The sequence below is a fragment of the Pseudomonas sp. IT-P258 genome, from assembly GCF_949767825.1.
In the GTDB taxonomy this organism is placed as follows: domain Bacteria; phylum Pseudomonadota; class Gammaproteobacteria; order Pseudomonadales; family Pseudomonadaceae; genus Aquipseudomonas; species Aquipseudomonas monachiensis.
Genome location: NZ_CATKPU010000098.1, coordinates 66,073 through 91,791, shown reverse-complemented (window position 1 = coordinate 91,791; position 25,719 = coordinate 66,073). Strand labels below are relative to the sequence as shown.

General features: G+C 60.6%; 26 protein-coding genes. 7 read left to right on the top strand and 19 right to left on the bottom strand.

The genetic code is table 11. From position 1 onward, the window contains the following. Window positions 1-46: 46 nt before the first annotated feature. The 4 genes from ACM6G4_RS26455 (at window position 47) to ACM6G4_RS26440 (ending at window position 5,322) form a co-directional block, all read left to right on the top strand. Window positions 47-1,819, top strand: coding sequence for an N-acetylglutaminylglutamine amidotransferase (locus tag ACM6G4_RS26455; protein WP_414914932.1), 1,773 nt, complete (start codon window positions 47-49; stop codon window positions 1,817-1,819). Between the two features lie 3 nt (window positions 1,820-1,822). Further along, a complete protein-coding gene (ngg, locus tag ACM6G4_RS26450) occupies window positions 1,823-3,571 on the top strand; it encodes an N-acetylglutaminylglutamine synthetase (protein ID WP_414914931.1) in 1,749 nt (582 codons plus the stop codon). A 124-nt stretch (window positions 3,572-3,695) separates the two neighbouring features. Further along, complete coding sequence (locus tag ACM6G4_RS26445) at window positions 3,696-4,886, top strand: osmoprotectant NAGGN system M42 family peptidase (RefSeq protein WP_414914930.1); 1,191 nt, start codon at window positions 3,696-3,698, stop codon at window positions 4,884-4,886. A 208-nt stretch (window positions 4,887-5,094) separates the two neighbouring features. Next, window positions 5,095-5,322, top strand: coding sequence for a YheU family protein (locus ACM6G4_RS26440; protein WP_056727184.1), 228 nt, complete (start codon window positions 5,095-5,097; stop codon window positions 5,320-5,322). Between the two features lie 5 nt (window positions 5,323-5,327). Here ACM6G4_RS26440 and csrA read toward each other — a convergent pair whose 3' ends face one another. The 4 genes from csrA to ACM6G4_RS26420 form a co-directional block, all read right to left on the bottom strand. After that, window positions 5,328-5,513: a carbon storage regulator CsrA gene (gene csrA / locus ACM6G4_RS26435; RefSeq protein ID WP_409078920.1), complete on the bottom strand. Its 186-nt coding sequence runs from the start codon at window positions 5,511-5,513 to the stop codon at window positions 5,328-5,330. A gap of 155 nt (window positions 5,514-5,668) precedes the next feature. Further along, on the bottom strand, window positions 5,669-6,001 hold the full coding sequence (locus ACM6G4_RS26430) for a YnfA family protein (protein ID WP_056727186.1): 333 nt from the start codon (window positions 5,999-6,001) through the stop codon (window positions 5,669-5,671). A gap of 64 nt (window positions 6,002-6,065) precedes the next feature. After that, on the bottom strand, window positions 6,066-6,881 hold the full coding sequence (locus tag ACM6G4_RS26425; RefSeq protein WP_008048965.1) for an SDR family oxidoreductase: 816 nt from the start codon (window positions 6,879-6,881) through the stop codon (window positions 6,066-6,068). Window positions 6,882-6,951: 70 nt separating this feature from the next. Beyond that, a complete protein-coding gene (locus tag ACM6G4_RS26420; protein ID WP_156385853.1) occupies window positions 6,952-7,131 on the bottom strand; it encodes a hypothetical protein in 180 nt (59 codons plus the stop codon). A gap of 29 nt (window positions 7,132-7,160) precedes the next feature. Here ACM6G4_RS26420 and ACM6G4_RS26415 point away from each other — a divergent pair, with 29 nt between their 5' ends. After that, a complete protein-coding gene (locus ACM6G4_RS26415) occupies window positions 7,161-7,319 on the top strand; it encodes a DUF3309 family protein (protein ID WP_172435350.1) in 159 nt (52 codons plus the stop codon). Between the two features lie 60 nt (window positions 7,320-7,379). Here ACM6G4_RS26415 and ACM6G4_RS26410 read toward each other — a convergent pair whose 3' ends face one another. From ACM6G4_RS26410 to ACM6G4_RS26365, 10 genes are all read right to left on the bottom strand, one after another. After that, the gene (locus tag ACM6G4_RS26410; protein WP_056727187.1) at window positions 7,380-9,473 is read right to left on the bottom strand and encodes an LTA synthase family protein; all 2,094 of its coding nucleotides are present in this window, start codon (window positions 9,471-9,473) and stop codon (window positions 7,380-7,382) included. A gap of 337 nt (window positions 9,474-9,810) precedes the next feature. After that, window positions 9,811-10,416, bottom strand: a complete 606-nt coding sequence (locus ACM6G4_RS26405; protein WP_056727188.1) for an START domain-containing protein — start codon at window positions 10,414-10,416, stop codon at window positions 9,811-9,813. An 86-nt stretch (window positions 10,417-10,502) separates the two neighbouring features. Next, window positions 10,503-10,757, bottom strand: coding sequence for a YkgJ family cysteine cluster protein (locus ACM6G4_RS26400; protein WP_414914929.1), 255 nt, complete (start codon window positions 10,755-10,757; stop codon window positions 10,503-10,505). A gap of 166 nt (window positions 10,758-10,923) precedes the next feature. Continuing rightward, entirely contained in the window at window positions 10,924-11,403 is a 480-nt protein-coding gene (locus ACM6G4_RS26395) for a hypothetical protein (RefSeq protein ID WP_056727189.1), read from the bottom strand. A gap of 80 nt (window positions 11,404-11,483) precedes the next feature. Next, entirely contained in the window at window positions 11,484-12,923 is a 1,440-nt protein-coding gene (locus ACM6G4_RS26390; protein ID WP_056727190.1) for a PLP-dependent aminotransferase family protein, read from the bottom strand. 280 nt (window positions 12,924-13,203) lie between these two features. After that, window positions 13,204-14,016 (bottom strand): OmpA family protein, encoded by an 813-nt coding sequence (locus tag ACM6G4_RS26385; protein WP_057713742.1) that lies wholly within the window; start codon window positions 14,014-14,016, stop codon window positions 13,204-13,206. After that, on the bottom strand, window positions 14,013-14,369 hold the full coding sequence (locus tag ACM6G4_RS26380; RefSeq protein ID WP_056727192.1) for a DUF4398 domain-containing protein: 357 nt from the start codon (window positions 14,367-14,369) through the stop codon (window positions 14,013-14,015). The genes ACM6G4_RS26385 and ACM6G4_RS26380 overlap by 4 nt, the downstream gene beginning before the upstream one ends. 9 nt (window positions 14,370-14,378) lie before the next feature. Continuing rightward, the gene (locus ACM6G4_RS26375; protein ID WP_414914928.1) at window positions 14,379-15,230 is read right to left on the bottom strand and encodes a substrate-binding periplasmic protein; all 852 of its coding nucleotides are present in this window, start codon (window positions 15,228-15,230) and stop codon (window positions 14,379-14,381) included. Between the two features lie 80 nt (window positions 15,231-15,310). Continuing rightward, on the bottom strand, window positions 15,311-16,255 hold the full coding sequence (locus ACM6G4_RS26370) for an electron transfer flavoprotein subunit alpha/FixB family protein (protein ID WP_414914927.1): 945 nt from the start codon (window positions 16,253-16,255) through the stop codon (window positions 15,311-15,313). Then, complete coding sequence (locus tag ACM6G4_RS26365; RefSeq protein WP_007987229.1) at window positions 16,256-17,005, bottom strand: electron transfer flavoprotein subunit beta/FixA family protein; 750 nt, start codon at window positions 17,003-17,005, stop codon at window positions 16,256-16,258. It lies immediately after the preceding gene. Window positions 17,006-17,553: 548 nt separating this feature from the next. On the opposite strand from ACM6G4_RS26365, the gene ACM6G4_RS26360 reads away from it, so the two are divergent. Next, window positions 17,554-19,218 carry an electron transfer flavoprotein-ubiquinone oxidoreductase gene (locus tag ACM6G4_RS26360; RefSeq protein WP_056727195.1) on the top strand — a complete coding sequence of 555 codons (1,665 nt, stop codon included), beginning with the start codon at window positions 17,554-17,556 and terminating at the stop codon, window positions 19,216-19,218. 199 nt (window positions 19,219-19,417) lie between these two features. Here ACM6G4_RS26360 and ACM6G4_RS26355 read toward each other — a convergent pair whose 3' ends face one another. Next, window positions 19,418-20,308, bottom strand: a complete 891-nt coding sequence (locus tag ACM6G4_RS26355; protein ID WP_056727196.1) for an AraC family transcriptional regulator — start codon at window positions 20,306-20,308, stop codon at window positions 19,418-19,420. Window positions 20,309-20,499: 191 nt separating this feature from the next. Between ACM6G4_RS26355 and ACM6G4_RS26350 the strand changes: the two genes are divergently transcribed. Next, window positions 20,500-21,552 (top strand): NAD(P)-dependent alcohol dehydrogenase, encoded by a 1,053-nt coding sequence (locus ACM6G4_RS26350; protein WP_414914926.1) that lies wholly within the window; start codon window positions 20,500-20,502, stop codon window positions 21,550-21,552. Here ACM6G4_RS26350 and ACM6G4_RS26345 read toward each other — a convergent pair. From ACM6G4_RS26345 to ACM6G4_RS26330, 4 genes are all read right to left on the bottom strand, one after another. After that, window positions 21,549-22,352, bottom strand: coding sequence for an IclR family transcriptional regulator (locus ACM6G4_RS26345; protein WP_056727198.1), 804 nt, complete (start codon window positions 22,350-22,352; stop codon window positions 21,549-21,551). The two genes, ACM6G4_RS26350 and ACM6G4_RS26345, sit on opposite strands and share 4 nt — an antisense overlap. 60 nt (window positions 22,353-22,412) lie before the next feature. Next, on the bottom strand, window positions 22,413-23,723 hold the full coding sequence (locus tag ACM6G4_RS26340; RefSeq protein WP_056727199.1) for an MFS transporter: 1,311 nt from the start codon (window positions 23,721-23,723) through the stop codon (window positions 22,413-22,415). Between the two features lie 171 nt (window positions 23,724-23,894). Continuing rightward, complete coding sequence (gene dgoD, locus ACM6G4_RS26335) at window positions 23,895-25,043, bottom strand: galactonate dehydratase (protein ID WP_008047041.1); 1,149 nt, start codon at window positions 25,041-25,043, stop codon at window positions 23,895-23,897. Window positions 25,044-25,091: 48 nt separating this feature from the next. After that, the gene (locus ACM6G4_RS26330) at window positions 25,092-25,712 is read right to left on the bottom strand and encodes a 2-dehydro-3-deoxy-6-phosphogalactonate aldolase (protein WP_414914925.1); all 621 of its coding nucleotides are present in this window, start codon (window positions 25,710-25,712) and stop codon (window positions 25,092-25,094) included. Between the last annotated feature and the right edge of the window lie 7 nt (window positions 25,713-25,719).

The window sequence follows — 25,719 nt, the reverse complement described above, 5'->3', positions numbered from 1 at the left end:
GCGGTATCGATCGACCCTCCCCAACGGAAAAACCGGTAAGGAATTTATGTGCGGATTAGCTGGCGAGTTACGTTTTGATCACCAACCTGCAGACCTTGCAGCCATTGAACGAATCACCCACCACCTGGCCCCTCGCGGCCCCGACGCCTGGGGATTTCATAGCCAGGGACCGGTTGCCCTGGGCCATCGGCGCCTGAAAATCATGGACCTGTCGGACGGCTCGGCGCAGCCGATGATCGACCCGCAACTGGGCTTGTCCCTGGCCTTCAACGGGGCGATCTACAACTTTCCGGAACTGCGCGCGGAACTGGAAAACCTGGGTTACGCCTTCTATTCCGGTGGCGACACCGAAGTCTTGCTCAAGGGCTATCACGCCTGGGGCGAAGCCTTGCTGCCAAAACTCAACGGCATGTTTGCCTTTGCCATCTGGGAGCGCGATGCCCAACGCCTGTTCATCGCCCGCGACCGTCTCGGCGTGAAACCGCTGTACCTGTCGCGCACCGGCCAGCGCCTGCGCTTCGCCTCGGCATTGCCGGCATTGCTCAAGGGCGGCGACATCAGCCCGATCCTCGATCCCGTGGCGCTCAATCACTACCTGAATTTCCACGCCGTGGTCCCGGCACCGCGCACCTTGCTGGCGGGCATCGAAAAACTGCCGCCGGCCACCTGGATGCGCATCGAAGCCGATGGCCGCACCGAGCAGAAAACCTGGTGGGCCCTGCCCTATGGCCCTCACGCCGATGAGATGGATCTGACCCTCGAAGACTGGCGCGACCGTGTGCTCGACAGCACCCGCGAAGCGGTCGCCATCCGCCAACGCGCGGCAGTGGATGTCGGCGTGCTGTTGTCCGGCGGCGTCGACTCAAGTCTGCTGGTGGGCCTGTTGCGGGAAGTCGGCGTGGACAATCTGTCGACCTTCTCCATCGGTTTCCAGGATGCCGGTGGCGAGCGCGGGGACGAGTTCCAGTATTCGGACCTGATCGCCCGACACTACGGCACGCAACATCACCAACTGCGCATCGACGAAAAGGAAATCATCGAACAACTGCCCGCCGCGTTCCGTGCCATGAGCGAACCGATGGTCAGCCACGACTGCATCGCCTTCTACCTGTTGTCCCGGGAAGTGGCCAAACATTGCAAGGTGGTCCAGAGCGGCCAGGGCGCCGATGAACTGTTCGCCGGTTACCACTGGTATCCGCAAGTGGACGGCGCGAGCGATCCATATGCCGCGTACCGCGAAGCATTTTTCGACCGCAGTTACGACGACTACGCCGCCACCGTGCAACCGAAATGGCTGACCGCGAATGACGCCGCCGGTGACTTCGTCAAAGCCCATTTCGCCCAGCCCGGTGCCGATACGGCGGTGGACAAGGCCTTGCGTCTGGACAGTACGGTGATGCTGGTGGACGACCCGGTCAAACGGGTCGACAACATGACCATGGCCTGGGGCCTGGAAGCGCGCACGCCGTTTCTCGACTACCGCCTGGTGGAGCTCTCGGCACGGATTCCGGGGCGTTTCAAACTGCCGGACGGCGGCAAGCAAGTCTTGAAAGAAGCCGCGCGACAAGTGATTCCCAGTGAAGTGATCGACCGCAAGAAAGGTTACTTCCCGGTGCCGGGCCTCAAGCATTTGCAGGGCGATACGCTGGAATGGGTGCGCGAACTGCTGCTTGATCCCAGCCAGGATCGCGGCCTGTTCAACCCCGCGATGCTCGACCGTCTACTGACTGATCCACAGGGGCAATTGACACCGTTACGCGGCTCGAAGCTGTGGCAACTGGCGGCCCTCAACCTGTGGCTCAGCGAACAAGGAATCTGACCGATGAAACCTCACGCCACGGCTATCAGCCAACGCCTGTTGCGCGGCCAGTCACCCTCCTATGAACGCTTGCAGGCACGCCTGGCCGAGGATCGCTGTGAACTCGGCGGTGCGCCGATTGCCGTGCATTGCGGCTGGGGGCGCTTGCTGATCGGACACACCTTTGCCGATGCCGCGAGCCTGGCCGGAGAGTTGCTCAACGAGCAACCCGGCGAGCGGGACATTGCCCTGTACGTCGCCGCGCCCCAGCAAGTACTGGGGCTGGAGCCGACGCAGCTGTTCCTCGACCCGTCCGATACCTTGCGCCTGTGGTTCAGCGACTACCGGCAGGCAACCCGGGTGTTTCGCGGTTTCCGCATTCGACGCGCGCAAAGCGATGCCGACTGGCAGGCCATCAACCAGCTGTATCAGGCCCGCGGCATGTTGCCCATCGATGCCACCCTGCTGACGCCGCGTCATCTGGGCGGCCCGGTGTACTGGCTGGCCGAAGACGAAGACAGCGGCGCAGTCATCGGCAGCGTCATGGGCCTCAACCACCACAAGGCCTTCAATGATCCGGAGAACGGCAGCAGCCTGTGGTGCCTGGCGGTCGACCCGCATTGTGCGCGGCCGGGTGTCGGTGAAGTGCTGGTGCGGCATTTGATCGAACACTTCATGAGTCGCGGGCTCGCCTGCCTCGACCTGTCGGTGCTGCACGACAACCGCCAGGCGAAAAGCCTTTACGCCAAGCTCGGCTTTCGCAACCTGACGACCTTCGCCATCAAGCGCAAGAACGGCATCAATCAGCCGCTGTTTCTCGGGCCCGGCCCGGAAGCCGCGTTCAACCCCTACGCGCGGATCATTGTCGAGGAAGCACACCGTCGTGGCATCGATGTGCACGTCGATGACGCCGACGCCGGGATGTTCACCCTCAGCCATGGCGGGCGCCGGGTACGCTGCCGCGAATCCCTGAGCGACCTGACCAGCGCCGTCAGCATGACCCTGTGCCAGGACAAAAGCCTGACCCACAAAGTGCTCAAGGCTGCCGGCTTGAACCTGCCGGCGCAGCAACTGGCGGGTAACGCCGATGACAACCTGGCCTTCCTCGATGAACACCAGCGCGTGGTGGTCAAGCCGCTGGATGGTGAACAGGGCCAAGGGGTGGCGGTGGATTTGCGCACCATCGAGGAAGTGCAGCAAGCCATAGAAGCCGCTCGTCACTTCGACAGCCGCGTGCTGCTGGAAAGTTTCCACGAAGGCCTGGACCTGCGCATTGTGGTGATCGGTTTTGAAATGGTCGCTGCCGCCATTCGCCGGCCAGCCGAAGTGGTGGGCGACGGCCAGCACTCCATCGGTGCATTGATCGAAGCCCAGAGCCGGCGGCGACAGGCGGCCACGGGCGGCGAAAGCAAGATCCCGCAGGACCAGGAAACCCAGCGCACCTTGCGTGCAGCCGGATACGACTACAGCAGCATTCTGCAGGCCGGTGAGCACCTGTTCGTGCGACGCACGGCGAACCTTCATACCGGCGGCGTGCTTGAAGACGTCACGGCGATCCTGCACCCGACGCTGGTGGATGCGGCGGTACGGGCCGCGCGGGCACTGGACATTCCCATGGTTGGCCTCGACCTGATGGTGACGGCCGCTGACCAGCCGGACTATGTGTTTATCGAAGCCAACGAACGAGCCGGGCTGGCCAACCATGAACCGCAGCCGACAGCGGAGCGGTTTGTGGATCTGTTGTTTCCGTACAGTCAGCCGGTGGTCTCTTAGTGATGCGTTGCCTGGGCTGGCCCCTTCGCGAGCAAGCCCGCTCCCACATGTGATCGCATTCCCCTGTGGGAGCGGGCTTGCTCGCGAAGGCGGCCGAACAGGCGATAACCAATCAGGAGTTTCCATGACCAGCAAAATCCCCGAGCCGGACCTCGGTTACCTGCAAAAAGTGCTGTTGGAAATGCTCGCCATTCCCAGCCCCACCGGGTTCACCGACACCATCGTGCGCTACGTCGCCGAACGCCTTGAAGAACTGGGCATTCCCTTCGAGCTGACCCGTCGCGGCACCATCCGCGCCACGCTCAAGGGCAAGAAGAACAGCCCCGACCGCGCCGTTTCCGCCCACCTGGACACCATCGGCGCGGCGGTACGTGCAGTGAAAGACAACGGCCGCCTGACCCTCGCGCCCGTCGGCTGCTGGTCCAGCCGTTTTGCCGAGGGCAGCCGGGTCAGCCTGTTTACCGACAGTGGTGTGATCCGTGGCAGCGTCTTGCCGCTGATGGCTTCCGGGCACGCATTCAATACCGCCGTGGATGAGATGCCAATCAGTTGGGATCACATCGAGTTGCGCCTGGACGCCTACTGCGCCACCCGTGCCGACTGCGAGTCGCTGGGCATCAGCGTCGGCGATTTCGTCGCCTTCGACCCGCTGCCGGAGTTCACCGAAAGCGGCCACATCAGTGCCCGTCACCTCGACGACAAGGCCGGGGTGGCCGCACTGCTGGCGGCGCTCAAGGCCATCGTCGACAGTGGCGAAGAACTGATGATCGACTGCCATCCGCTGTTCACCATCACCGAAGAAACCGGCAGCGGCGCGGCGGCGGCACTGCCCTGGGATGTCAGTGAGTTCGTCGGCATCGACATCGCACCGGTCGCGCCAGGTCAACACTCCAGCGAGCACGCGGTGAGCATCGCGATGCAGGATTCCGGCGGGCCCTATGACTATCACCTGTCGCGCCACCTCTTGCGCCTGGCCAGCGACAACGAGTTGCCGGCACGCCGGGACCTGTTCCGCTACTACTTCAGCGACGCACACTCGGCGGTCACCGCCGGCCACGATATTCGCACCGCCCTGCTCGCCTTCGGCTGCGATGCCACCCACGGTTACGAGCGCACTCACATCGACAGCCTCGCCGCCCTGAGCCGCCTGCTCGGTGCGTACATCCTCAGCCCGCCCGTGTTTGCCAGCGATGCACAACCGGCCAAGGGCTCACTGGATCGCTTCAGCCATCAGCTCGAACATGACACTCAGATGGAAAGCGACACGCGGGTACCGTCGGTGGACAGCCTGGTGGGGCAGCGTTCGGAGAATTGAGTTGAAACACTGAGACTTTCGGTGTCTGGTCTAACGCCTTCGCGAGCAAGCCCGCTCCCACAGTTGACCGAGTTACTCCAGGAAAATGCGGTCGAATGTGGGAGCGGGCTTGCTCGCGAAAGCAATCTGTCAGACAACACAAGATCCCGGGCTGGCCGTCCTCGCCCATTCGCCGTAGCATCGCGCCATTGATCCAACCGAGGTGCCTATGCTGATCCCCCACGACCAACTCCAAGTCGACACCCTCACCCGCCTGATCGAGGATTTCGTGACCCGCGACGGCACGGACAATGGTGACGACACGCCCCTGGAAACCCGTGTACTGCGCGTGCGCCAGGCGCTGACCAAGGGCCAGGCACTGATTGTCTTCGACCCGGAAAGCGAGCAGTGCCAACTGATGCTCAAGCACGACGTGCCCAAACACCTGTTTGACTGAAGTCTTCAGCGTCCCTTGGTTTTCGCCAGTTTTTTCTGGATGCGTTCGTAGATTTCGCAGCGGTGCACGTTGACGTCCCGGGGCGCTTCGACGCCAAAGCGAATGTTGTTTCCATTGATCGCGAGAACGCGCACGGTAATGTTGTCACCGATGGAAATGGTTTCGCCCACAACACGAGTGAGTACGAGCATGAGGAGTGTCCTTCAGGGGTTTCTGGCCCTTGAAGATGCCCGGCCCGACGTACACCCACAATGCTCCGACAGCAAACCAGACCGGACTGACAGCCCTTGACGTACGGCACTTACGGAAAGGTCTGACAGGCCGATTGAATGTAGGGGCTGGTCTGTCAGGACACGGAGAATCGAGGCCCGAACAGAATGATGCTCGCGCCGATCACACACAGCGCCACGCCGAGCCAGTCCGAACCCAGGGGGCGAATCCGCTCGACCACGGCCAACCAGCCGATCGAGGCAATGATGTAGATGCCTCCGTAAGCGGCATAGGCGCGGCCGGCGTAGGTGGCTTCGATCCGGGTCAGCAGCAGGGCAAACAGGGTCAGGCTCAGGAGCGCCGGCACCACCCACCACATGCTTTTACCCTGGCGCAACCACATCCAGAAGGCAAAACAACCGGCAATTTCGAACAGCGCGGCGAGGAAAAACCACAGGTAATTGAGCATGCAAGCGTCTCGCGAGGATGGCCGATGGCGGCCACCCTAACCACAGCATTGCCCGCGGGCAAGATCAGCTTGCCGATTGCCTGGCCTTGGCGCGCATTTTGTCGGCCATGGCGGTCATTTCGTTGTAGAGCAATTGCGGGTTCTTCTGCTTGATCGCCCAGGCCATGCGTCCCTGCTCGTGGGGCAGGATCATGAACTCGCCGGCGGCGACCTGCCGATAGATGTAGTCGGCGATGTCGGCGGCGCTGATCGGCGAGCTTTCCAGCAACTTGCCGACCTGGGCTTTCATGGCCGGAGTCGGGCCGCGGAAGGAGTCCAGCAGGTTGGTCTGGAAGAACGACGGACACACCACATGCACGCCGACTTCCTGATGCGCCAGCTCGATCAGCAGGCTTTCGGACAACGCCACCACGCCCGCCTTGGCCACGTTGTAGTTGCTCATCGCCGGGCCTTGCATCAGCGCCGCCATGGACGCGATGTTGATGATTTTACCTTTGCTTTTTTCCAGCAGTGGCAGGAAAGCCTTGCAGCCCTTGACCACGCCCATCAGGTTGATCGCGATCTGCCAGTCCCAGTCCTCCAGGGACAACTCACTGAAAAACCCTCCAGACGCTACACCCGCGTTATTGACGATGACATCGATGCCGCCGAGCTTGACCTCGCAGGCCTGGGCGAACGCAGTCAACTGGCTGTAATCGCGTACGTCGCAACGCTGGATAAAACCGTCGCCGCCCGCTTCGCGGACCAGCTTGAGGGTTTCCTGCAAGCCGGGCTCGCTAACGTCCGACAAGGCCAGTTGCCAGCCTTCACGCGCCCAGCGCAGCGCGATTTCGCGACCCAGGCCAGAGCCTGCACCAGTGATCATCATGCGATTTTGCATAGCAAACAGCCTTGTTGTTCTCGGAAGATGCACCGAGTGTAGCGAAGGAAATTGCCCGACCCACGCTCCATCAGATTGCTGAATGGCCCGAGCAAACTGCGGGAGCGCCAGACGCAACCAAGGCAACTACAAAAGAAATAAGAACCCGTCCGAAATACTTCAAAAAAACTTGGAATTTTCCTGCAACCGCAAGAGTCGGAATTTTTAAGCAGCTCGAATCTACTTCATTCCAGCTGACCTTGATTGGCATGGTCAATCCACTGCATTTTCGACAAGGAAATAGACATGGGCACAATACTGATCATCATTCTGATCCTGTTACTGATCGGTGGTTTACCGGTCTTCCCGCACTCCAGAAGTTGGGGTTACGGCCCGTCCGGAATCATCGGCGTCGTATTGGTGGTGCTGTTGATCCTGCTCTTGCTTGGCCGAATATAAATATCCGCCAGGCAAAAAAAAAGAGGCCCTTGAAGGGCCTCTTTTCTATTGCGTCACAACTTAGTCCGGCTTGCCATCAACAACACCGGCGGTGTTGTCCAGCAGGCTCTTGGTCGCTGTTTGCAGGAACGCTTCGAGCTTGAGTTTCAACTCGGCGGTACGCGGCGCATCGGCAATGACTTCGGCGCGAGGCTTGTCCCCCAATTCATACTGATACAACTTCGGCGCCATGTCCTTGTCCTTCGGCAGGACCAGAATCTGGTCTGCGGTAAGGATGGCCGTGGTCTGCTCGCTGCCCGACGGCTTGATCACACCAATACCGGCGTCGCCTTCGGGCAGGTTGAGCAGGTCGCGCCCCCAGCACTGATGACGCACCTCACCACCAATGCGGCCCATGATGGTCGGCACGATGTCGATCTGAGTGCCCACGGTGTGGTCACGCTGGCCGAATTTGTCCTGGATGCCCGGCGCGATCATCAGCATCGGCACGTTGAAGCGGCCCAGGTCCATTTCGGTGATCTGCTGTTCGTTACCAAAACCGTGGTCACCGACGATGACAAACAGGGTTTCCTTGAAGTACGGCTCCTTTCGGGCCTTTTCAAAGAACTGGCCCAGCGCCCAGTCCGAGTAACGCATGGCGGTCAGGTGTTCGTTCAGGCTGCCACGATCGGTCACGCGCTCAACCGGCAATGGCGTCGGCAAGGCGTAAGGCGTGTGGTTGGACAGGGTTTGCAGCAAGGCATAGAACGGCTTGCCGTTTTCCCGTGCCTTGAGTTCGACCAGGCCACGGTCGAACATGTCCTGGTCGGACACGCCCCAGGTCGGATCAGAGAACACCGGATTCACGAAATCGTTACGGCCGATGAAGTTGGTCATGCCCTGGTTGCTGAAGAAACCCGACTGGTTGTCCCAGGCGAAATCGCCGTTGTAGACATACACGTCGTCGAAGTCGCGGGCGCTGAGCAACTGCGGCAGACCGGACAGCTTGTGGCTGCCTTCCGGGGTCTGCATCAGGTATTCGAAGCCCGGCAGGTTCGGGAAGCAGGCCATGGTGGCGAACATGCCCTGGTGGGTATGGGTACCGTTGGAGAAGAAGCGGTCGAACAGCAAGCCCTCCTTCGACAGTTTGTCGAGGTACGGCGTGATGTTGCCCGGGCCACCCAGAGCACCCACCGAGTGACCGGCCATGCTTTCCATCAGGATTACGACGACGTTCTTGATCGGCAGGGTCTTGTCGGCTGGAGGGGTGTAATCGCGACGTACCGCCGCGGTGTCGGCATCCACCAGTTTCTCGGCCGGCAGCACCAGCATGTCACGCACCACTTGCTGGGCTTGTGGCTGCGGCAGGGTCGCCTTCCAGATATTGTCGCGATCTTCGGACATCCGGCTCTTGGCGGCGGCTACCAGCGACAACGTGCCATTGAGGCCCAACTGGTTGGCGAAATTCGAGTCGGTGGTATAGACGTCACCCCAACGCAGCGGCGGGCCCTGGCGCAGGGTGCCACGGGCAGCGACCACGCAAACCAGCAGGCACACCACGAATACCGCGATACGCGAGTACCACGGCGCAACCTGGCGTGTGCCGATGCTGCCGCCACTGAACGGGCCACGAGGGCGGGTCGCACGATCGGCGCCCTTGAACGCCAGGCTCAGGATCCAGGTGCCCACGGCCCAGGCCAGCAAGTAACGGACCACCGGGAAACCGTACCAGAGCATGCTCATCACGGTTTTCGGATCTTCCTTGACGTACTGGAAGACCAGCCCGTTGAGGCGCTGGTGGAACTCACGATAGAAGTCCATCTCCATCAGGCCCAGGAACAGCGCAATGCTGGAGACGATCGTCAACCACAGACGGAACAGCCCGCGTGCGGCCATGGCCCGGGCACTGAACAAGGCCAGCAGCAACGGGATACTGAGATAGACCACCAGGCGCAGGTCGAAGCGCAGACCGTTGGCGAATGCCTCGAGGAAGGTCGAGGCCGGTGTGTCGAGGATCATCGAGCTGTTGTAAGCCAGCAGCGCGACGCGCAGCAGGCTGAACATGACCATCATGACCAGGGCACACAACAGCGTGTAGGCCAGATGCGATTTGACGGTCGGTTGCAGCAGGCGACTAGAAGCTCGCTGCTGATTCAGGGCGTCCGGGATTGCCATGTCGTTTTAGGACCCATTGGAAGTTGAAGTTTCAAAAATACAGCTGCGCCTTGCCCTCTTTTCGGCCCGTACCAGGCCTGGGGGTTTGCGCGGTGCGCAAATGTTGCACGATCAACGGCAGCATTGCCATTGATAACTACCCTCATCCCGACTCTTTCATCCTGCATTCAGCAATACACAGGGTGTTACGGGAGATCCGGCGAATTGTCTTGGAGAGTGGGTGAAAATTTCGTGCAACGCATATCCAGAAACAAATTAAAGCCTGCGCAGCGGTCAAAAACGCAAACGCCCCGATCGAGTCGGGGCGTTACGAAGTCACCTCAAAAGCGCGAGACATTTACTTCTCGGCGCGTTCCTTGAGGGCTTTCAAGGTATTGAACGGGGCATCCACCACGAACTTGTTGGCCACCATCGACGGCACGCTGCCGCCCGGCTCAGTGTGCACCTGATAGGTCACTTCGATCTGGTCGCCCTTGGGGACGAACTTCCAGAAACCGTCGACCTTGGCGACCCGGACGAAGCCTTTTTCTTCAGGAATGTACTTCGGTACCCCTTCAAGCTTGCGGGTCAGGCTGCCATCGGCGCCTTCGATGGTGGTGACGTGCAACACCGAATCACGGGGAGTAACCGGCCACGGGGTGTTGAACTGGGTGTAGGTCCAGCTCTGGTCACCTTCGTGCTTGAGCAGCTTCTGGGTTTTGCATTCGTGAATCCAGGCGCAGGCTCCGGGCACGTCTTCCTGCAACGCACGCAGCTTGGCCATGGTGGTCTTCATCAATGTGACGCCCTGGTAAGCCTTGTAGTCGGAGCCGGCCACTTCACTCAGGGAGATCTTGATGCCGTCTTCGTCCTTTTTGACTTTCCAGTCTTCGGCCTGGGCCGTCGAGGTAGCCAGCGCAACCGTCAAACCACACAACACAGCCATACGATGCAGCGAACCCATAGTCTTATTCCTTATTGTTGAAGTTCCGTTCGTTGGGCCTGCACCTCCGATCACCTTCAGGTTTTTCGGAGGTGCAAGCCCACACATCACGCCGCCGTCATTTGTTCCCACCAGCCAATCAACCGGATGGCCTCTTCGCTGCTGCTTCCGCACACCTCGGGGTCGGCCTCGAAGGCAGAACACACCATCGGCCGTTCCGGCTGGCCGAAAATACTGCACAGGTTATCGGAGGAAAGTTGCAGGCAACGCTGCCCCGCGGCCTTGCCGTTTGGCATACCGGGAATCGGCGAACTGATGGAAGGGGCAATGCAACAAGCGCCACAGCCCTCACGGCATTTCATGACGACAAGCTCCTCGCGACGAGCAATGTGTTAATGGACGGGGCACAGAGTACCCGCTTAAACAGTTGTTTTAAATTACCTGCGAGCGGGTTTTTCAACGCAAATGGGCATGACCGGCCAGTCTCCGACAAAGCGTCTGGCCTGCGGCTCGCGGATCCTGACGGGGTTACTGCTTGAACTCGAAATCCAGTGCCGCGCCTTCGACCTCGTGGCGTTCTTCATTTCGCAGTTGCAGCTGCATTTCGTTGCTAAGCAGGCGGCCATTGAGCTGGAACTCGCTGCTGCCGCTTTTGTCACCGAACATCTGGGGTAACAACGGTTCACGCCTGACCAACGGCACCGTTCCGACCGGCTTGAGCTCTTGAACCATATCCTTGGGCAAGCTCAGGTCCAGCTTGGCAGATGGAAGCTCGGTCTTTACCACCTCGCTGGCCGGTTTCGATTTGGAGGCAATGGGCGGACGCTTTTTCACGGGCGCAGCCTGCTTACTCGCCGCCGAGGCTTTTTTTACAGGTGCGGTGTCTATCGGTGCGACGTGGAAACTGCCGGTTGCCTGATCCTGCTCGGTAGCCGCCACGACGGATGCCGGTTGAATACTCGCAATCAGGCAGAGCAAAAGCCAGGCGGCAGGAAAAGTCGGTTTCATGTATCCAACGGTGGGTGCAAACGGCAGAGATGCATATGCTGGCCTGTTGCAGCCCACAAGACAAGCGTAGTCGCAGCCTGTTACAAACCGACGGCCATCTCCTGGCAGAGTTGGGTGGCCAGCATGCCCAGGGTCATCAATGCGCGCTCGGCTTCACGGTTCCACGGGATGCCGCAGTTGAGCCGGATGCAGTGATTGAATTGCTCGGTATTACTGAAGATCAGTCCCGGCGCGATACTGATGCCCTGCTGCAATGCCCGCACGTGCAACTCTTGCGTGTTGACCCGCCCCGGCAGGCTGACCCACAGAATGAAGCCGCCGGTAGGCCGGGTCATCTGCGTGCCTTCCGGGAAATACTGCTGCACGGCCAGCTGGAAGGCACTGAGGTTTTTCCGGTATTCCTGACGGATGAAACGCAAATGCCGATCGTACCCGCCGTTTTCCAGGTACGCGGCAATGCCCATCTGGGTCACGCTGCACGCGGAATGCGTACTGAAGGTCTGCAAGCGCTGGATCTCCTGCTGGTACTTGCCGGCAATCATCCAGCCGATCCGCACGCCAGGCGACAGGGTCTTGGAGAAGCTCGAGCAATAGATCACCCGGTCCAGCCGATCGTAGGCCTTGAGGGACTTGGTGCGCCCCTGCTCGAACATCAACTCACCGTAGATATCGTCTTCGACAACCTGGATATCGAAGTCCGACGCCAGGCGCAGCAATTGTTTCTGCCGCTCCTCGGGCATGGTGCCGCCCAATGGATTGCTCAGTCGGGTGGTCAGCACCAACGCCTTGATCGACCATTGGTTGGCCGCCAGTTGCAGGGCTTCCAGGCTCATGCCCGTGGCGGGATCGCTGGGGATCTCGATGACCTTGAGGCCCAGCAGGTCAGCCAGTTGCAGCAAGCCGTAATAGGTCGGCGACTCGGCCGCGATCAGATCGCCCGGACGGGTCAGCACGCGCAGGGACATCTGCAGCGCATCGACACAACCGTGAGTGATCACCACCTCCGACGGATCGACCACCACGCCGGCATCGCGCATGCGGATCGCCACCTGTCGGCGCAACGGCTCGAAACCGGGGCTGAACATGTAGCTGAAGGCCCGCGGGCTATGGAAACGGGTGACCTTGGCCAATTGCTGATGCAGTGCCCGCACCGGCAAATAGTCGACACTCGGCACCGCAGCGCCCAGCGGGAAGACACCTTCACGACGGGATTCGACCAGCACTTGCTGAATGATGCTGCTGCGGGTGACCAGCCCGGGGCGCTCGACCCGGGCGATGTCCGGCGTCGGCGCGGTGAGTGCCGGCGTCTGGTGCACGTAGTAACCCGACTGCGGCCGGGCGCGGATCAACCCTTGATCTTCGAGATTGGCATACGCCTGCAACACCGTCGCATGGCTGACATTGAGCTGCGAGCTCATCTTGCGCACCGAAGGCACGCGCTCCCCCGGCTGATAGACCCCACGGCGGATGTCTTCGGCCAGTTGTTGAGCAATACGTTGATAGAGCAAAAGGTTGGTCATGACGCAGCACTCGATTTCACGGGCATTTTATTCTTGTGTGAAACAATACCGGAACAGTTTAGAAGTGTACGGGAACAGTTGCCACAATAGTCGACCGTACAGTGCAGTGTCAGCAAAATCTGTACTGTTTTGTGCGGTAATCGGCAGGCAAAAAAACCCGGCGCTGCATGGCAGGCCGGGTTGTAGGAGCTGTCGAGTGAAACGAGGCTGCGATCTTTCCAGCCCCACTTGAGTATCAAGGGCAAGAGCAAGATCAAAAGATCGCAGGCTCCGCCAGCTCCTACCGGGCGGCGCCGAGCTGGCCCTTTTCGTCGGAAAACACAATTTCCACCCGACGATTCTGCGCCCGACCCCGTTCCGACGCATTCGCGTCCACCGGATACTCGTCGCCATAACCTTCGACCTGGATGCGCTTGTCGTCGATACCCAGGTCCATCAGCACGTCAGCCACCGATTGCGCACGGTCGCGGGACAGCTTGAGGTTTTCCTGCTTGCCCCCGGTACTGTCCGTATAACCTTCGATCCGCACCACACGCTTGGGGTTGAGTTGCAGGAACTGCACGATCTTCAACACCACACGGTTGGCCGACGGCTTCAATTCCGCTTCGCCGGTGTCGAACAGCATATCGCCCAAGGTCATCACCAGCCCGCGGTCGGTCTGGCTGGTGGTCAATGCAAGGATCTGCTCCTCGAGCCATTTGCCTTGCTGCTGCACGCTGAACAGTTTGGACTCACGCAGTGCCAGTTGCAGGCGCTGCCGTTCCAGTTCGAGTTTCGCCGCCTGCTCTTCGTTAAGCACCTGATTGGTGTGTTCCCGGGCAATGGCGCTGTAGCGCTGGCTCAGGTAGGCGTAATGCACCACGTCCGAACCGCTGCCCCAATAGCTGGACAGGCGATCGGCACGGGCCAGGGATTCACCGGCGCGAATCACGTCCTTGGGGGCGATTCGCAGTACATTGGAGTCTTCCTTGACCTTCTGAAAGTCGGCACCGGCCTGCTGCAACGCGGACTCGCTGTGCTGGCTGGCGCAGCCAAAGAGGCTCGCGCAGCCTGCCAGGATCAAACCGCCGAGGGCTTTGCTCTTGAGGCTCATTGGGCATCTCCCAGTTGCTTGCGCAGGCGGGCGATGCGGGTGTTGAGCACGTTCAACTGTTCCTCGCTCTTGGCCGTCAATACCTTGGCTTCAGCCAGGCGCGCATCGAGTTCGGCCTGTTCGGCCCGCATGCGTGCGTTTTTGAAGGATTGATCGGTCATGTTGCCCTTGGCGCGGTTGAACTTGTCTTCGGCCAGTTTCATTTCCGGCACATCGTCTGCCGTGGCGCCCACGGCCTTGGCCTGTTCGAGTGCCTGTTCGGTCAGGCGAATCTGTTCATTCGGCGCAGGATCGGTTGCACAACCCGCCAGGGCGGCAAAGGCCACGGCAGCGAAAAGAGGTCGAATACTCACTGAAAATCCTTACTGTTTTGGGGTACTGACGGGTTGTTGCTGGGGGATTGGCTGTGGTTGTGAGCGTTGTGCTTTCCATCGCTCGATATTGCGCATCAGCACGGCCTCCGTCAGTCCGGACGCGGGCAATTCTGTCATCTTTTTGGCCAACTGTCCGCGCAACCACGGATCGTTGCAGGCCGAGTCATGGGAAATCGCCAGGTACAGGCCAGGTTTGTCGACCGGTTGTGAGCGTGCGATCAGATCAGCGGCCATGCCCAGTGTCTGTGCAGTCGCCATGCCCGAGTAACGCCCTGCCAGTACAAACTCGACTTCACCCAACAGCAGTTTCTGAAAGGCCTGGGTCAGGTTGGACGTGCGCGTGAGGGTCAGTTGCTGCCCGGCAAAGGTGCTGAATTGCGCGGTCATTCGGGCCTTTTCCGACACGGCACCGGGATGGCCGTGCAGGTCCTGTGCTTCGTTGTAGACCAGGGTCGAGTCCTTGCGAGTCCAGACCAGATAGTCGTTTTCCAGCAAGGCTGGATGAATGTAATCCAGGGTTTCCAGCTCGCTGACGGTCAACGCCGCGTCCGCCAGCATGTCCATGCGCCCACTGCGCACTTCGTCCAGGGCCTGGGCGCGTTTGCCGGCATAAAGCAGTTCGACCTTGAGCCCCAACTCCCCCGCCACTTGCTGCAGCAAATCGGCGCTGGCACCGATCAGGTATTTGGGATTCTGCGGGTCTTGCCACAGGTACGGTGGCGCATCCGGGCTGCCGGTGACCACCAGGTGCTCGCATTTACCCGCGGCGACAGACAGTGCCGGCATAGCCGACAGTCCCAGCAGCAACAACGACCAGCCGCACAGGCGACGCAGATCCATGGCATCACACTCCCATTCAAATCCGGAACAAAAAAAAGCCCGACCAAAAGGCCGGGCTCTTTATAAGTGAAGCAGCCGGATTAGACCAGCTTCTCCAGCTCAGGGATGGCTTCGAACAGGTCCGCCACCAGGCCGTAATCGGCCACCTGGAAGATCGGCGCTTCTTCGTCCTTGTTGATCGCAACGATCACTTTGGAGTCTTTCATGCCGGCCAGGTGCTGGATCGCGCCGGAGATACCGACGGCGATGTACAGCTGTGGAGCAACGATCTTGCCGGTCTGACCGACCTGCATATCGTTCGGTACAAAGCCTGCGTCGACCGCGGCGCGCGAAGCACCGACGGCAGCGCCCAGCTTGTCGGCCAGGGCGTACAGGTGTTTGAAGTTGTCGCCGTTCTGCATGCCGCGACCGCCGGAAACGACGATTTTGGCAGCGGTCAGTTCCGGACGATCGGACTTGGCCAGTTCTTCGCCAACGAAGCTGGAGATGCCAGCGTCGTGGGCAGCAGCAACAGCTTCAACGGCAGCGGAGCCGCCTTCAGCTGCAACCGGGTCGAAACCGGTGGCACGCACGGTGATCACCTTGACCGCAGCGTTCGACTGAACGGTAGCGATGGCGTTACCGGCGTAGATCGGACGCTTGAAGGTGTCGGCGCTTTCTACCGAGATGATCTCGGAGATCTGGTCAACGTCCAGTGCAGCGGCAACGCGCGGCAGGATGTTTTTGCCGTTGGAAGTAGCGGCAGCCAGGATGTGGCTGTAGCCCGCAGCCCCTGCTTCTTGGGCAAGAGCTGCAACCAGAGGAGCAACGTTTTCCGGCAGCTGGTGAGCGTAGGCAGCGTTATCGGCCACCAGCACTTTAGCCACGCCAGCGACTTTCGCAGCGGCTTCAGCCACGGCGCCAGCGCCCTGGCCGGCAACCAGAACGTGGATGTCGCCACCGATTTTGGCGGCAGCAGCAACGGTGTTCAGCGTGGCCGGGGCCAGCACTTTGTTGTCGTGTTCAGCAATAACCAAGATAGTCATTTAGATTACCTTCGCTTCGTTTTTCAGTTTCTCGACCAGTTCAGCCACCGACTTGACCTTGATACCCGCGCTGCGTGCAGCCGGCGCTTCGACTTTCACAGTCTTGTTGGTGGAGGCGGTGGAAACGCCCAAAGCATCCGGAGTCAGCACTTCGAGAGGCTTCTTCTTGGCTTTCATGATGTTTGGCAGAGACGCGTAGCGCGGCTCGTTCAAACGCAGGTCAGTGGTGACGATGGCCGGCAGTTTCAGGGAAACTGTCTGCGCGCCGCCGTCGATTTCGCGGGTGACAGCCACGCTGTCGCCGCTGATTTCGACTTTCGAAGCGAACGTACCCTGACCGTAGCCGCTCAATGCAGCAAGCATCTGGCCAGTCTGGTTGTTGTCGCTGTCGATGGCCTGTTTGCCAAGGATCACCAGCTGAGGCTGTTCCTTGTCGACAACAGCTTTCAACAGTTTGGCAACAGCCAGGGAAGTCAGGTCTTCGGCGGACTCGACGAGGATGGCGCGGTCGGCACCCAGAGCCAGCGCGGTGCGCAGTTGCTCTTGAGCGGTGGACGGGCCTACGGAGACGACGACGATTTCAGTCGCAACACCCTTCTCTTTCAGGCGTACGGCTTCTTCCACGGCGATTTCGCAGAACGGGTTCATCGACATCTTGACGTTGGCAAGATCGACGCCGGAATTGTCCGCCTTGACGCGAACCTTGACGTTGTAATCCACAACGCGTTTGACAGCTACAAGAACCTTCATGGATTCCTCGTTACTCTCCGGTGAAAAGAAAGTCGCCTAGGCGAACCTGGCGGTTGATGCTCATCGGGCGCAAGGGCACCTCCAAAAACGCCGGCAAAGCTGTCAAGTGACTATCGCTCATGATCTGGATGACCGTTCGTCAGTGGTGACTGACGAGTCATTCAACATCGCGGCGTGTAAACTGCACATCAAACCCGCGCAGCACATCACTCTCTACTGCCATCGCCCTGTCTTTAGAGGTGCTCTTGAAACCAACAGTCAGCCTACGGCGAGCGCAAAACCGCCCGTATCTTGACCGGAACGCCTATTCCGGTCAATACGCCAAAATGGCCGTTCATAAGGCGCGTGACTTTGATTTCTCTGGCCTTGAGCCAATTCAAACAAACGTTTGTATTGGACGCTGAGAGTGGTGTAGATATAATGCGCCACCAAAAGAGAAAGGTGGTCAATCGATTGTCCTCTTCCGGCGTTGCGCCGGGATTCATGGATGCGACACCCGACTTCCAAATTAGAAAAAAAACTGTTGAGCCTTGAGTAGGAGATAACCTGTGGAACGCGAATACATGGAATTCGACGTGGTCATCGTCGGTGCCGGCCCCGCTGGTCTTTCCGCCGCCTGCCGCTTGAAGCAGAAGGCCGCTGAAGCCGGTAAGGAAATCAGCGTCTGCGTGGTCGAAAAAGGCTCCGAAGTCGGTGCTCACATCCTGTCCGGCGCCGTGTTCGAACCACGGGCCCTGAACGAACTGTTCCCGAACTGGAAAGAACTCGGCGCGCCGCTGAACACGCCGGTAACCCGCGACGACATCTTCGTTCTCAAGAACGCTGAAAGCGCGCAGAAAATTCCAGACTTCTTTGTGCCCAAGACCATGCACAACGAAGGCAACTACATCATCTCCCTGGGCAACCTGTGCCGCTGGCTGGCCCAGCAGGCCGAGAACCTGGGCGTGGAAATCTACCCGGGCTTCGCCGCTCAGGAAGCGCTGATCGATGAGAACGGCGTGGTTCGCGGGATCATCACCGGTGACCTGGGCGTCGACCGCGAAGGCAACCCGAAGGAAGGCCTGTACACCCCCGGCATGGAACTGCGTGGCAAATACACGCTGTTCGCCGAAGGTTGCCGCGGCCACATCGGCAAGCAACTGATCAAGCGCTTCAACCTGGACACTGACGCTGATGCCCAGCACTACGGCATCGGCCTGAAAGAAATCTGGGAAGTCGATCCGGCCAAGCACCAGCCTGGCCTGGTGGTGCACACCGCCGGTTGGCCGATGGACATCATGGGCACCGAGAACACCGGTGGCTCGTTCCTCTACCACCTGGAAAACAACCAGGTCGTGGTTGGCCTGATCGTCGACCTGTCCTACAGCAACACCTACCTGTCGCCGTTCGACGAGTTCCAGCGCCTCAAGCATCACCCGGTGCTTGCCCAGTACCTGGAAGGCGGCAAGCGCATCAGCTACGGCGCACGTGCCATCAGCAAGGGCGGCCTGAACTCGCTGCCGAAAATGGTATTCAAGGGCGGCGCGCTGATCGGTTGCGACCTCGGCACCCTGAACTTCGCCAAGATCAAGGGCAGCCACACTGCGATGAAGTCCGGCATGCTCGCCGCTGAATCCGTGGCTGACGCGCTGTTCGCCGAGAAGGATGGCACCGAAGAGCTGACCACCTACGTCGACGCGTTCAAGAAGAGCTGGCTCTACGAAGAACTGTTCGCCAGCCGCAATTTCGGCCCGGCGATCCACAAGTTCGGCGCCATCGTCGGTGGCGGTTTCAACTGGCTGGACCAGAACATCTTCGGCGGCAAACTGCCGTTCACCTTGCACGACACCAAGCCGGATTACGCTTGCCTCAAGCTCGCGGCCGACTGCAAGAAGATCGACTACCCGAAACCGGACGGCAAGCTCAGCTTCGACAAATTGAGCTCGGTGTTCATCTCCGGTACCAACCACGAAGAAGAACAGCCGTGCCACCTGAAGCTGACCGACCCAAGCATCCCGATCAGCAAGAACCTGCCGCTATACGATGAACCGGCACAGCGTTACTGCCCGGCCGGCGTGTATGAAGTGATCACCAAGGAAGACGGCGAGAAGCGCTTCCAGATCAACGCCCAGAACTGCGTTCACTGCAAGACCTGCGACATCAAGGACCCTGCACAGAACATCACCTGGGTGACACCGGAAGGCGCTGGCGGCCCGACTTACCCGAACATGTAAGCCGAACCGCTGAACATCAAGGCTCCCGACATGGGGGCCTTTTTGTTGCCCGCGACTTAAGCCACACCACAAGACGAATGTGGGAGCGGGCCTGCGCGCGAATACGGTTGATCCTTCACCATTTATACTGACTGACACACCGTTTTCGCGAGCAAGTCGGATCGCCGCACCGCCGCCCCCACAGGGGATTGGCGGTGAGTCAGGCTGCACGTTCGTCGCCAGGATTACGCTCGAAGTACCGTTTGTACTCGCGACTGAACTGCGAAGTGCTCTGATACCCCACCCGATGCGCCACCTGCGCCACGCCCAACCCCTCCCCCACCAACAACTGCTGCGCCCGCAGCAGACGTAATCGCTTCAGATACTGTACCGGCGACAACAAGGTGCTGCGCTTGAAATGCTCGTGAAAGGTCGATGCACTCATGTTCGCGCAACTGGCCAGGGTCTCGACGTTCAACGGTTCGGCAAAATGCGCATGCAGATGACTGAGGGAGGCCGCGATCCGGGCGAACTGCCCCTGCTGCTCCACCAGTGCTCGCAATACATCGGCTTGCGGACCGCGCAATGCGACGAACAGCAGCTCACGCAAACGCGCTTGCCCCATGATCTGGCATTCCAGCGGATCGTGCAGGCAACGCAACAATCGTTCGACACAACCACGCATCGCATCATCGAGCACTGCGCAGGTCATGGACTCAGGTGTTTGCGCCGGAATATGCCGCCCCGGCGCCAGGCCCATCGCCAATACCAACTCGCCGAGCATCACCCGGTCGATCGCGACCGACACCCCGAGCATCGGCCCGTCCGGCGCGGCAAAGGTTTCACACTCGAACGGCACCGGCAGCGCCTGAATCAGGTAGTGCCCTGCGCCATATTCCAGGGTGCGCGGCCCCAGGTACGCCAGTTTGCTGCCCTGGGCGATGATCACCAGGCTCGGCTCGTAGATCTGCGGCCCACGGGCCACATCGCAGCTGGCCCGCAGAACCTGCACGCCCGGCAAGGCAGTCGGGACGAAACCGTCGCGAGTGGACAGCGGCTCGATCAGCGAAACCAGGGTGGCATTGGCATCAAGGTGACGGGTTAACAGCATCGGGGCACTTCACAGAAAAAATCGCGGAAAAAGGGACGAAAGCATCATCGCAGATCCGCTGACCAATGCGACGGCTCACACCCGCATGCCGGAGGAATAGGCATGACACCCGGAGGAATCACCATGGCCAGTACAGGGTTCGGCGCCCAGAATGCGCCACCTCACCCGTCAGCGCTTTTGCGAGGTTCACCATGTACACCGCCATCGGATACGCCGCCCAGTCGGCCACCACTCCCCTTGCCCCCGTGAAATTCGAACGTCGCAGCCCAAGGCCTGACGACGTTGCCATCGAGATTCTCTATTGCGGCGTCTGTCATTCCGACATCCATCAGGCCCGCAACGAGTGGGGCATTGCCGTTTACCCGCTGATGCCCGGCCACGAAATCGTAGGCAAGGTGACCGCCGTCGGTGTGAAAGTCACCCAGCACAAAGTCGGCGATCTGGTCGGTGTCGGCTGCATGGTCGACTCGTGCCGCAGCTGCGAAGCCTGCCAGGCCAACCTGGAGCAATACTGCCTCGAAGGCCCGACCCTGACCTACGCCACCCCGGACCGGGTCGACGGCAGCAACACCATGGGCGGCTACTCCGACAGCATCGTGGTCAGCGAGCACTTCGTGGTGCGCATTCCCAAGTCACTGGACCCGGCCAGCGCCGCGCCGATCCTGTGCGCCGGCATCACTACCTACTCGCCGCTCAAGCACTACGGCGTGAAGGCCGGTGACAAGGTCGGGATTCTCGGCATGGGTGGCCTGGGCCACATGGGTATCAAGTTCGCCAAGGCCCTGGGCGCGCAAGTGACGCTGTTCACCCGCTCGGCAAGCAAGGCCGAAGAGGCTCGCCGCCAGGGTGCGGACCATGTGATCGTGTCCACCGATGACGCGCAGATGCAGGCTGCCGCCGGTCACTTCGATTTCCTGCTCGACACCATTCCGGTGCAGCACGACCTCAACCCATACCTCGATACGCTGCGTTTCGACGGCGTGCATATCCTGGTGGGGTTGATCGAACCGGTGGAGCCACCGGTGCATGCCGCCAAACTGGTATTGGGACGTCGCGTGCTCGCCGGCTCGCTGATCGGCGGCATCGCCGAAACCCAGGAAGTGCTGGATTTCTGCGCCGAGCACAACATCACCTGCGACATCGAGATGCTCGACATCCGCCAGATCAACGAGGCTTACGCCCGCATGATCGCCGGTGACGTGAAATACCGCTTCGTCATCGACATGGCGACCCTCAAGGTTTAAACCTTAAGGCCAAGCTCCGCCGACAGCCGGGCCGTGACCCCTTTGATCAGGGGAATCAGCTCGGCCATTTTTTCCAGCGGCATATACGGTACGGTACTGGCGATGCTGATACCGGCGACAATGCGTTTGCTGGCATCGCGGATCGGCGCGGCTACGCAGCGGATCGACGGCTCGTTGTCTTCCAGGTCGAAGGCATAACCGCCGGCCACGTACTCGACCATGCGCTGCTCGAATTGCTCCCAGGATTGCTCCGGGTGCTGCGGCCAGAACTGGTTTTTCCCACCCACCGGCAGGCTGACTTCGTACAGGCGCTGCCACTCTTGCGGCGAATCATCGAGCATCAGCGCCTTGCCGATCCCGGTGCGCGCCAACGGCATGCGATGGCCGACCCGCGAACGCATTTCCGGACCATTGCGCCCCGGATTCTTGTGCAGGTACAGCACTTCGTCGCCCTCACGAATCGCCAGGTGAATGGTGTCGCCGGTCAACGCCGACAACTCATCCAGATACGGCCCGGCCAGGGTCACCAACGGCAACTCTTCACGGGCCTGAAAGCCCAACTCGATCAGTTTCGGCCCCAGCAGATAACCGACTTGCGGCACTACCCGCAGATAACGCTCGTCCACCAGGCAACTGGCCAGGCGATGGGTGGTGCTGCGCGTGGTGCCAATCAGCCGGGCGATTTCCTTGAGATCCCGGGCGCCGCTGGCCACGGCGTGAACCACACCCAAACCGCGAAGCAGGGTCTGGGTGCCGGTCGGCGCGGCGTCCTTGGCGATTTTTGGGGCGTCTTCCTGCATATCCAGCCTTTACCGTTGAGCGAGTGAACGGGCGGCATTATGGTCGCCCGAATGCCACGACTACAACTTGATACGCTCGACCTTGCCCACCAGCAAGATGTAGGACAGTGCGCCAATCAACGCCAGCACCGAAATGTAGGTGATTGCAGGGGCAAAAGAATCACCCGTCGCGAGGAAGCCGATCACGATAGGCGTGGCAATTGCCGACAGGTTGCCGATGAAGTTGAACACCCCGCCGGTCAGCCCGAGCAAGCGCGCCGGAGCCAAGGTCGACACCAGCGACCAGGTAATCGAGGCCAGGCCATTGCCAAAGAACGCCAGCGCGAGGAAGGCAATCACCAAGGGCGTCGACTCGACAAAGTTGGCGCCAATGATCGAGGTGGAAATCAGCAGGCCGCTGATGATCGGCAACTTGCGGGCGAAACCCACCGTGTAGCCGCGACGGATCAAAAAGTCCGAGAAGAACCCGGAACACAGCACACCGACAAAGGCCGCGAGAAACGGCAGCGACGCCAGCAGGCCGGATTTGATGAAGTCCATGCCGCGATACTTCACCAGGTAGGTCGGGAACCAGGTGAGGAAGAACCACAGGGTCGAGTTGAGGCAGAACTGCCCAAGGTAGATGCCCCACAGCTTGCGCTTGGTCAGGACGATCCCCAGGTCGGTCCAACTGAACCGGGCTTTGACCTTGGCCTGTTCGGCCTGGATATCCACCAGCCCGCCGCCCTCGCGGATCAGATCAATCTCTGCGTCATTGGCGCCTTTGAAATCCCGTGGTTCGCGATACACCGCGTACCAGATCACCGCCCACACAATGCCTACCGCTCCGGTGGCGACGAACACCATGTGCCAGCCGAATTCGTGCTGCAGCCAGGCCAGCACCGGCGTCAGGAAGGCCAGGCCGACGAACTGCCCGGAGGTGTAGAAACCGATGGCCGTGGCGCGCTCGCGCTCCGGGAACCAGGTGGTGACCACCCGGCTGTTGATCGGATAGGCCGGCGCTTCCAGGGCACCGACCGCCATGCGCAACACGAACAGCGCGATGAAGCTGGCGGCAAAGCCGAGCATCACCGTGGCCACCGACCACAGCAGCAAGGCGACGCTGTACAGAATCCGTGGCGGCACGCGGTCCACCAGCCAGCCGCCGGGGATCTGCATGGCGGCGTAGGTCCAGCCGAATGCGGAGAAGATCAGGCCGACGTGGATCGGGTCGATGCCCAGGTCACTGGTCAATGCCGGGGCGGCAATCGACAGGTTGCTGCGGTCCAGGTAATTGATCACCACAGTGATGAACAACAGCACCATGATGAAAAAACGCTTGCGGCTGGGCGTCACCAACGACGCCTGCCCGGTGAGGGTTTGCGGTTGCATGAGGGGTGCCTCTTCTTATGGTTATTGAGGTCAATTTTGAAGACTTGCACTACCCCCCTGTGGGAGCGAGCTTGCTCGCGATGACGGCGGCACATCCGGCATTGATGTGACTGACAGGACGCTATCGCGAGCAAGCTCGCTCCCACAGGGGTTCAGTGGTGTGTCAGGCACTCACCACTCGGCAAAACTGCCATCGGCATGGCGCCAGATCGGGTTGCGCCAGCGGTGGCCGATGGCGGCGCGTTCGATCACGTATTCCTCGTTGATCTCGATGCCCAGGCCCGGGCCGTTCGGGATCTTCACGAAGCCTTTGTCGTAGTCGAATACCCGTGGGTCTTTGACGTAGTCGAGCAGGTCGTTGCTCTCGTTGTAATGGATGCCCAGGCTCTGCTCCTGGATGAACGCGTTGTAGCAAGCCGCGTCCAGTTGCAGGCACGCCGCCAGGGCAATCGGGCCCAGCGGGCAATGCAGCGCCAGCGCCACGTCGTAGGCTTCGGCCATGTTGGCGATCTTGCGGGTTTCGGTGATGCCGCCAGCGTGGGAGGCATCCGGCTGGATGATGTCGACGTAGCCTTCGCTGAGCACACGCTTGAAATCCCAGCGCGAGAACAGGCGCTCACCCAGGGCAATCGGCGTACTGGTCAGCGGCGCCAGTTCTTTGAGCGCTTCGTAGTTTTCGCTGAGCACCGGCTCTTCGATGAACATCAGCTTGTACGGATCAAGCTCCTTCATCAGCACCTTGGCCATGGGCTTGTGCACCCGGCCATGGAAGTCCACGCCAATGCCGACGTTCGGGCCGACGGCATCGCGCACGGCAGCGACGTTGGCCAGGGCCTGGTCGACCTTGTCGAAGGTGTCGAGGAATTGCAGTTCTTCGGTGCCGTTCATTTTCACCGCGGTAAAACCACGCTCGACCGCTTCTTTCGCCGCCCGCGCGGTATCCGCCGGACGGTCGCCACCGATCCACGAATACACACGGATCTTGTCCCGCACCTGGCCACCCAACAGGTCGCTGACCGAGACGCCCAGCGCCTTGCCCTTGATGTCCCACAAGGCCTGGTCGATACCGGCCAGGGCGCTCATGTGGATCGCGCCGCCACGGTAGAAGCCGCCGCGATAGAGCACGGTCCAGATGTCTTCGATGTTGCGCGGGTCCTTGCCGATCAGGTAGTCGGACAATTCTTCAACGGCAGCGGCAACGGTGTGGGCGCGGCCTTCGACCACGGGCTCGCCCCAACCGGTGACGCCCTCGTCGGTTTCGACCTTGAGGAAGCACCAGCGCGGCGGAACGATGAAGGTGGTCAGTTTGGTGATTTTCATCTTTTGGCTCTCTTATTAGATGCAGCGCGCTCGGCGCTCAAAGAAGTCTTAGCGAAGGGCTTTCCAGGCAGCGACGTAGGCCTCGGCATTGGCCGCTACTTGCGCTGGCGTCATGCCCGGTTTGAACAGGCCGGAGCCGAGGCCGAAACCTTTGACGCCGGCGTCGATGAACGACTGCATGTTGTCCGGCGTGATCCCGCCGACTGGCGCCAGAAGGGTTCCGGCCGGCAACACCGCGAGCCAGGCTTTGACGACTGCCGGGCCCATCTGCTCGGCCGGAAACAGTTTCAGCACATCGGCGCCTTCAGCCAGTGCCGCGAAGGCTTCAGTCGGTGTGGCGACTCCCGGCGACAGGTACAGCCCTGCCGCTTTCGCCGCGCGTAAAACTTTCGGATCGCTATGGGGCATGACGATCACCTGGCCGCCCGCGGCTTTCACTTGTTCGACCTGCTCCGGGGTCAACACCGTACCGGCACCGATCAGGCAATCGGCGGGCAAGGTACTGCGCAGGATGCGGATACTTTCGTAGGGCTCAGGGGAATTGAGCGGCACTTCGATGACGCGAAATCCGGCGGCGTACAGCACTTCGCCGATGTCCGCCGCTTCCTGCGGACGCAGGCCACGCAGGATCGCGATCAGGCCGTTTTGCGTCAGGGCTTGTTTGAGCATGTCAGGA